The sequence below is a fragment of the Streptomyces ossamyceticus genome (assembly GCF_001418475.1).
Taxonomy (GTDB): domain Bacteria; phylum Actinomycetota; class Actinomycetes; order Streptomycetales; family Streptomycetaceae; genus Streptomyces; species Streptomyces ossamyceticus.
Window position 1 is genome coordinate 1 of record NZ_LIQX01000867.1, and the last position, 1,074, is coordinate 1,074.

Sequence of the window (1,074 nt, forward strand, 5' to 3'; positions counted from 1 at the left end):
GACCTCGACGAGTACGTGTACCAGGCGCTGCGCGCGGGCGCCTCCGGGTTCCTGCTCAAGGACGCCTCGGCCCGCCAACTCGCCGAAGGAGTACGGGTGGTGGCCGCGGGGGAGGCGCTGCTCGCCCCGTCGGTCACCAAGCGTCTGATCACCGAGTTCTCCAAGCTGGCCGAGACACCCCGCCCGTCGGCGGCGGCCCAGCTGGCCTACGGGGAGCTGACCGACCGTGAGACGGAGGTGCTCGTCCTGATCGCCCAGGGGCTCTCCAACTCCGAGATAGCCGAGCGCCTGGTCGTGGCTGAGTCGACCATCAAGACCCATGTCAGCCGGGTCCTGGTGAAGTTGGGCCTCCGCGACCGCACCCAGGCGGCGGTCTTCGCCTACGAGGCCAGGCTGGTCACCCCCGGCTGAGCCGCCCGAAGATCCACTCGTGGTACGTTCGGCACCGCCGTGCTTCGCCGCGAACCGAGGAGGTGAGACCGATCAACGCTGTGACAGGTCGGGGCTCCCTCCCTCGCATGGCCTAGGGAGCGCCCGCAGAAGGCATCCCGAAAGGCTTGAACCGCTCATGCGTTTCAACTCCGAGACGTCGTCCGACGGCGTCCGCGAACACCTCTTCACCCTCGACGAGATCCCCGGCGTGCTGTGGACGCCGGACGGTGCCGTCGGTCCGCGTCCGCTGATCGTGATGGGCCACGGCGGCGGACAGCACAAGAAGGCGCCCGGTGTGGTGGCGCGTGCGTTCCGCTTCGTCACCGAGTGCGGGTTCGCCGTCGTCGCGGTGGATGTGCCCGGACACGGTGACCGGCCCAAGGACGAGAACTACGACCGGATAGTGACGGAGAACCAGGCCCGGGCGGCTGCCGGGGAGGAGTTGGCTCCGCTGATCGCCGGGTTCCAGGCGCTCGTGGCGCGCCGGACCGTCCCGGAGTGGCAGGGGGTCCTGGACGCCGTGCAGGAGCTCCCGTTCGTCGGCGCCGGGCCGGTGGGCTACTGGGGGGTGTCCTTGGGGTGCGGGCTCGGTGTTCCGTTCGTCGCCGCCGAGCCCCGGGTCCGGGCGGCGGTGCTGGGCCT

At 70.7% G+C, this 1,074-nt stretch carries 2 protein-coding genes; both read left to right on the forward strand.

Annotated elements, in window-relative coordinates; all coding sequences use genetic code 11:
* The coding region (locus AOK15_RS39905; RefSeq protein ID WP_167738926.1) for a LuxR C-terminal-related transcriptional regulator at positions 1-411 on the forward strand (411 nt) is incomplete at its 5' end.
* A 157-nt stretch (positions 412-568) separates the two neighbouring features.
* Positions 569-1,074, forward strand: a 506-nt coding sequence (locus tag AOK15_RS39910) for an alpha/beta hydrolase family protein (RefSeq protein ID WP_055523997.1), incomplete at its 3' end; no start/stop codon positions are given.